General features: G+C 68.2%; 1 pseudogene. It reads left to right on the forward strand.

What is annotated here, in order from left to right:
• Positions 1-242: pseudogene (locus L687_RS0121425) on the forward strand (Rv2578c family radical SAM protein); the annotation flags it as partial.

A 242-nucleotide genomic window follows, 5' to 3' on the forward strand; every position in this document is an offset into this window, starting at 1 on the left:
CGCCGAGGGGCGATACAAGCTGATGCCCGGCATCATCGAGACGCTCGCGGCATCCGGCACCCCGATATCGATCCTGACCAAGGGCACGCTGATCCGCCGTGACATCCCCCTGCTCGCGAAAGCCGCCGAGCGCGTGCCGATCGACGTGCAGATGTCGATCGCGATGTACGACGACGACCTGCAGAAGGCGATCGAGCCCGGAGCCCCGACCACGCAGGCCCGGCTCGACACCGTGCGGGCTC

Source organism: Microbacterium maritypicum MF109, assembly GCF_000455825.1.
Classification (GTDB): domain Bacteria; phylum Actinomycetota; class Actinomycetes; order Actinomycetales; family Microbacteriaceae; genus Microbacterium; species Microbacterium maritypicum_A.